The organism is Pedobacter sp. UBA5917 (assembly GCF_002432345.1).
In the GTDB taxonomy this organism is placed as follows: Bacteria; Bacteroidota; Bacteroidia; order Sphingobacteriales; family Sphingobacteriaceae; genus Pedobacter.
In genome coordinates, this window is the sequence record NZ_DJDT01000050.1 from 1 (window position 1) to 6,473 (window position 6,473).

The 6,473-nt window shown below is 40.0% G+C and carries 5 protein-coding genes; all 5 read right to left on the reverse strand.

What is annotated here, in order from left to right; all coding sequences use genetic code 11:
• Positions 1-311: 311 nt before the first annotated feature.
• Positions 312-944: a nitroreductase family protein gene (locus B2V92_RS03295; protein ID WP_293304819.1), complete on the reverse strand. Its 633-nt coding sequence runs from the start codon at positions 942-944 to the stop codon at positions 312-314.
• Between the two features lie 446 nt (positions 945-1,390).
• Complete coding sequence (locus B2V92_RS03300) at positions 1,391-2,506, reverse strand: endonuclease/exonuclease/phosphatase family protein (protein ID WP_293304820.1); 1,116 nt, start codon at positions 2,504-2,506, stop codon at positions 1,391-1,393.
• Positions 2,506-3,360 (reverse strand): rhomboid family protein, encoded by an 855-nt coding sequence (locus tag B2V92_RS03305; RefSeq protein ID WP_293304821.1) that lies wholly within the window; start codon positions 3,358-3,360, stop codon positions 2,506-2,508. The genes B2V92_RS03300 and B2V92_RS03305 overlap by 1 nt, the downstream gene beginning before the upstream one ends.
• Positions 3,353-4,072 (reverse strand): rhomboid family intramembrane serine protease, encoded by a 720-nt coding sequence (locus tag B2V92_RS03310; protein WP_293304822.1) that lies wholly within the window; start codon positions 4,070-4,072, stop codon positions 3,353-3,355. Before B2V92_RS03310 ends, B2V92_RS03305 begins: the two co-directional genes overlap by 8 nt.
• Before the next feature lie 280 nt (positions 4,073-4,352).
• Positions 4,353-6,191: a DNA mismatch repair endonuclease MutL gene (gene mutL, locus B2V92_RS03315; protein ID WP_293304823.1), complete on the reverse strand. Its 1,839-nt coding sequence runs from the start codon at positions 6,189-6,191 to the stop codon at positions 4,353-4,355.
• Between the last annotated feature and the right edge of the window lie 282 nt (positions 6,192-6,473).

Sequence of the window (6,473 nt, forward strand, 5' to 3'; positions counted from 1 at the left end):
TTGGTAATTGCAAACTGCCAACTGAAAATTGGTTGATTGTTCGCCGAACGCCAACCGCTAGGCTCCAAGCCGGTTCATTGGCCATCCACTTTTCCCGGGTGCCGTCCTCCTGAACTTGTTTCAGGATCTAATCCAGTTAACCTTATGCTTAAAAGATTGCTTCACGCTACCCCACAGGCAACGCTTCAGTTCGCAATGACGGATTTTGTTTAGGAGGCCAAACGCTTAACGTCACCCGCAAACCGCCACCCGCAAAAACAAAACAGGCCACTAAAAAAGCGGCCCGTTTTAAATATAATGGTGTTTGCCTGTTATTTATATTCAATTAAGAATTCTTCTTTAGGAGAACGTACTTTTTTAAGGTTTACCAACCAATCGCCGGCTTCGTCGCGGTTTCCTAATGGTAATAAGGTAACGCTTCTTAAACCTTTTTTATCCAAGCCTAAAAGTTCATCTAAAGCCGGACCGTTAAAGCCTTCCATTGGTGTAGCATCTACTTTTAACAAAGCAGCCTCTGCAATGGCAATACCAAATCCGATGTAAGCCTGACGGGCAGCATGGTTAAAGTTTTCTTCGGCAGTTCTCGATAAGATCATACCTTTAAGCTGTGCTTTATAAGCATCGGTAGCATCAAGTGGTAAACCGCGCTCAGTATTCATTCTATTGAAAACATTATCAATTCCTTCTTCTGTATAGTTTTCGTTTGCGGCGAAAATTAGTAGGTGAGAAGAATCGATTACCTGCGATTGGTTAAAAGCAATCGGTGCAATTTTTTCTTTTAACTCCTGGTTGGTTACCACAATTACTTTAAATGGCTGTAAACCTGATGAAGTTGGTGCCAGGTGTGCAGCAGCAATAATTTTATCAACCTTTTCTTGTTCAACAGGTTGACCGTTCATTTTCTTAACGGCATAACGCCAGTTTAGGGCATCTATTAAGCTCATATTTTTGAAGATTTTTTTAAATTTTATGAAGCAAATATGCGGATAAGCCGCAAGCCTTATGTTGATGTATGGTAAGAAAATAAAATAACTAGTAATTTGATCGTCATTACCTTATCGGTTGGTGTCTCACCGACCGAAAAAATAGGGAAATGAGCGGTTTGTGGTCCTTGGAGGCCTACAGTCCCGCTTTCCATTACTTCCGATGAAAAATCGGAACCATTGCAATCGGGTTTATAAACAAAGGTTTCTGCACCATGCAACCCCGAAAATGAAACACTGCCCTGGCCAATTAGCCCCCCTGCCCGTTGCAGGCGGGCGGTTGAAGCATTACCCTGCAGCAACGAGGTACGAGGAAGCGAAGCGTAAAAGCGTAAAACGGGAGGAAACGTTGTACCTTTTACAGGTATTGCGCTCCAAAAAAACAGGGTATAGTAACAGAATACTGGTTAAGGCACAAACCTTAAATCGCTGCGTACCGGGAAATGATCGGATAATTTTGCCTCCGTAATTTTGTAGTTTAATACCTCTAACGCTTTCGATGTGGCAATGTAATCGATCTGGAAATTCGGAAATTTGCCATTATAGGTTTTGCCAAAGCCATTTCCCTTTTTTATAAAACTGTTGTTTAAACCAGCGGTAATCTGCGTTACTACATAAGATGCCGGTGTATCGTTAAAATCGCCGGCGATAAGGTAAGGTGTTGTACAGCTGGCCATTTCCTTTTTCATAATATCTACCTGACCACTGCGCTTTAAAAAAGCACTTTTTAGCATGCTTAAAATACGTTTAGATGGTTTTAGCTCCGTATTCATCTCCTTTACCTTGTCGAGGTATTCGTAATCCTGTTTTTCAAAAGAAATAGACTGGAAATGTACATTGTAAACCCTCAGAGTTTTCCCTCTGATGTTTAAATCGGTATAAATACTCATGTTGCCAGGAAAACCGGTAACAAAAGGAATCTTACCTGAATTTTTAATGGGGAATTTAGAAAAAATAGCTAATCCAACAGCCTCGTAGTCATTTTTGTTGGTAGGAACGAAGTAATAATATTTGGTATTTAACAGTGCTTTTAAACTATCCACTGTATCGAATGCACCTTTGTAACGCGTAAAAAATTCCTGAAAGCAGATGATATCGGGATTTTGATCTTTCACCACCTGGAGCATTTTTTCTTTAACCGATTCGTTATTGTCTTCGCCGTAAAGTTTAAAGCTGTGTACGTTATAAGTCATCATCCTGATGCTGTTATCCGCTCTTTCTGCCGGACCTTCATCTCCGCCGATGGCAAAAGTTGCTTTTAGTGTTTTTCCGGTAAGGGCGATTACAATCACCGTAGCTATTGCAAATAGCCATTTTTTGCTTAAAAGCCACCAGGCTAATAAAATAATATTGCCAACAAGAACAAAAGGGAAAGCGAGCCCGAAAAAAGCAATAAGTGCATGCTTCCTTGGATCCATATTTCCGGCCAACACGCCCAAAAGCAAAGCTACTGCTGCTACAATGGCAATAGGCAGGAATACTTTATCCAGAAAACTATACTTTTTCTTCTTTTTTGTGGCCATTAATCTTTGCTTGCCTTAAATAATTTTTCTTTTTCTGCTGCTGTTAATTTATCATATCCCGATGTGGAGATCTTATCTAAAATAGCATCTATTTCCTGTTGCGAAACGCCGCCCTTAAATTCGGGTTTTTTAACCGGTTTTTCGTTTCTAACCACTTTTAATTTTGGCTTACGCTCAAATAGTTTACTCCAGTCGCTTCCGCTTTGCAGGCGTTTGATATAAATGAAACCCAATAAAGCGCCGCCAATGTGGGCGAAATTTCCTCCTGCATTTATGGATGATAAACCAATAAAAGCTATAATGAAATAAACAATGGCAATCCATTTAATTTTTACCTCCCCAAAAAACAATAACATCATCGAATAATTGGGTACAAGTGTTGCAGCAGCAGTTATAATTGCCATTACAGCAGCAGAAGAACCAATAACAGTGGCACCGCCAATATTGCCTTTAAAAACGGGGAAAGTATTTAACCCTGCAACATAAAATAAAGCCCCTGCCAGACCGCCAACGATGTAAACAAAATGGAACTGCCTGCTTTTTAAGAAATTCATGAAAATACTTCCAAACCAGAATAAACCGAGCATATTAAACAGAAAGTGTAAAAAACCTTCGTGGAAAAACATGTAGGTAAATACGGTATAAAAGCGTTCTGGCAGTAAGGAAATTTCGGCAGGAAGGCCTAAATAATAGCGTACTAATGGATAGATATTATTGCCTTTACCACCTAACCAGCTGAATACACCAATAACTGCGGTAACTAAAAAAAGTATGGTGTTAATCCCAATGTAAAAGAACAGCGGGTTGCCCGACTGAAAAATCTTGTATTTTAAATCTTTGAAAGTGTTATTCATAAAGCGTATAAAATGTATCTTTTTTATCTTTCCAAATTTTAACAAGTATGAAGCCGATTAAAGCACCACCCAGATGGGCATAATGCGCAATCGAATCGCCCTCTATCTGGGCAACCCCCAATGATAACTCTACTAAAATATAAATGGGAATAATGTATTTTGCCTTTACCGGAACCGGGATAAACATGATCAACAATTCTGCATTAGGGTAAAGCATACCAAAAGCAACCAATAAACCAAAAATTGCGCCAGATGCACCAAGCATACGGCCAAAATAGATGCCAAATAATGTTTTTATTTCTGCTGGAGACGATTCTGAAGCGTTGTAGAGGTTGTTTAAGTCTAATTTATTGCCTGCGGTAAAAGTTCCTAAAATCTGATGAACTTCAAAAGCCTGTACTGCCCATTGTAAAAATAATGCACCTAAGCCTGTTATAAAATAGAATATAATAAACTTCTTTGCACCCCATCGCGATTCTAATATACTTCCAAAGCTATAAAGGGCGAACATGTTGAAAAAGATATGCGCAATGCCACCATGCATAAACATATAACTTATTGGTTGCCATATTTTGAATTTTGGAGAATCGAAATAATAAACGGCCAACAGATCATCGAGATGAAGACTCTTAAATAAGTAGGTAGCTGCGAAAAAAAGGATATTTATAATCAGTAGGTTTTTTACTACCGGTGGAATATATATGTTGTTCATTAATTCAAGTATGGTTAACTGTTTAAATTGGTTAACTGGTTAATTGTTTCAACCACGTCGTCATCCTGTCCAGATTTTCACATCGGGATCAGGATCTATCTAGCAACATGATTTAGTCTCCTTCAATTTTTCATCCCCTGCCCCCTTAAAAAGGGGGACGGACTTGCCGCGTGGGTTTTAAATTCTTGCGCTGTTGACTTTTCTCTTCTAATCTTTTACACCCAACCTTCGGTCTTCGGACCCCGGACCTCCGACCTTTCGGCTCCAAACCCTATGCTATCTAACTCTTCTCAAACTTCTTATCCAGTTCTGCCAAAGTAATGGTTTGGATAATGGGTTTTCCGCTCACGCTAAAGTTAGGGGTTTTACAGGCAAAAAGTTCATCAATCAAGGTATTCATTTCTTCCTGGCCCAGGCTTGTACCTGCTTTAATGGCACTGTTTTTTGCCAAACTCCGGGCCAGACTATCGCGTTTGCTTAATTTTAGCTCCTGCTGTGAGTTTTTAAAGCCCTCGATCAGCTGCTCAAATAATTGTGTTTCGTTAATATTGCTGCTGCCCAGATCAACCGGAACACCTTCTACTACCAACGTATTTTTTCCGAATTCGCGTACATCGAAGCCCAAACTTTTTATATCTTCCAATAAACTTTTGGCCAGTTCGAAATCATTGGCATTAAGTGTAATGGTTTGCGGGAATAAACTCTGCTGCGATGCACCTTTGCGGTCATCAAGATGTACGAGAAAACGCTCGTAAAGGATCCGTTCGTGGGCCATTTGCTGGTCGATTACCATTAAACCCGATTTAATCTGCGAAACAATATAACGGTTGTGCAATTGCATATACTGCTTTTGCTTGGTTTCCAAAACCGTTTCATCTTCATAAATCGAGGTCTGTTCTACAACAGGTTGTTCCGTTATATCGTAAAGCGAGCCCCAGTTTTTTGCACTTGGTTTCGCATCGTAATTTCTTGGCGATGAAGCATAACCAGATACCGAGCTCTTATCGCTGGCGAAAGGATTAAAATCGGGATTGAAATTGATGCTCGGCGGCACAATATCTTCAACCGCTTTTTGGGTAATCATGTTACTGAAACCCGTTTCCTGATCAAAATCCAGGGTTGGTGCAATGTTATAACGGCCAATAGAACGTTTTACTGCCGATTTCATAATAGCATAAATCGATTTTTCGTCCAGGTATTTGATTTCTGTTTTGGTTGGATGCACGTTTACATCGATTTTCGAAGGATCGATCTCGATAAACAGTACATAAAGCGGATAACTATCATCAGGCAACAGTTCTTCAAAAGCAGAACTAACCGCATGGTTTAAATATGGATCCTTGATGAAACGGTTATTTACAAAAAAGAACTGTTCGCCCCTGGTTTTTTTAGCAAAAGCCGGTTTGCCAATATAACCTTTAAGATTGATAATGGTGGTTTCCTCTTCAACGGGCACCAAACGTTCGTTATAATTATTACCAAAAAGGTGAACAATGCGTTGTTTTAAATTACCTTTTGGCAAATTAAAAATCTCCACGCCATCGTGGTGCAAACTAAAAAATACACCCGGATGTGCCAATGCTACCCGCTGAAACTCGTCTAAAATATGGCGCATTTCCACCGGATTGCTTTTAAGGAAATTCCTTCGGGCAGGCGTATTGAAAAACAGGTTTTTAATCGAAATCTGCGTTCCTGCTGGCGTAGCCACAGGTTCCTGGTTGGTTACCTGTGCACCTTCGATAGAGATACAGGTGCCGATTTCATCTTCATGCCTGCGGGTTTTCATCTCTACCTGTGCAATTGCAGCAATAGAAGCCATGGCCTCACCGCGGAAACCCATAGTGCGGATGGCAAATAAATCCTCCGCTTTTTTTACCTTCGAAGTAGCATGGCGTTCGAAACACATTCTGGCATCTGTAACACTCATTCCGCAACCATTATCAATGATCTGAATAAGCGCCTTACCGGCATCTTTTACTACCAGTTGAATTTTATCTGCGCCGGCATCTATCGAATTTTCGAGCAATTCTTTCACCGCAGAGGCAGGTCGTTGTACAACTTCTCCGGCAGCAATCTGATTGGCAACAGCATCAGGCAATAAGTGGATAATATCAGTCATGTATTATGGCAAAGTGAATTTGCTAAATTATGCAAAATAAGCTTAATGAACCCGATTTGTTTAAAACTCAACATGTAAATGACTGTAGGTAAATAGAATTAATTGCTTACCTGTCATTCTGAGCGCAGAGAAGAATCTTTACAGATGGAAGCTGTAAATCGCTGTTAAAAGAAATAATCTTTCCAATGTTTCTATTTTTTATTTTTTTGAAAAGCAGGGTTCTATGTCAATCGGCTCCGGTAGTCCCGCTGTTCACTATATCCCGATTGAAAAAATCGGGAT

Coding starts and splice junctions, on each gene's coding strand:
- B2V92_RS03305 (WP_293304821.1), bottom strand. CDS start 3,360: ATGAATAACACTTTCAAAGATTTAAAATACAAGATTTTTCAGTCGGGC.
- mutL (WP_293304823.1), bottom strand. CDS start 6,191: ATGACTGATATTATCCACTTATTGCCTGATGCTGTTGCCAATCAGATT.
- B2V92_RS03295 (WP_293304819.1), bottom strand. CDS start 944: ATGAGCTTAATAGATGCCCTAAACTGGCGTTATGCCGTTAAGAAAATG.
- B2V92_RS03310 (WP_293304822.1), bottom strand. CDS start 4,072: ATGAACAACATATATATTCCACCGGTAGTAAAAAACCTACTGATTATA.
- B2V92_RS03300 (WP_293304820.1), bottom strand. CDS start 2,506: ATGGCCACAAAAAAGAAGAAAAAGTATAGTTTTCTGGATAAAGTATTC.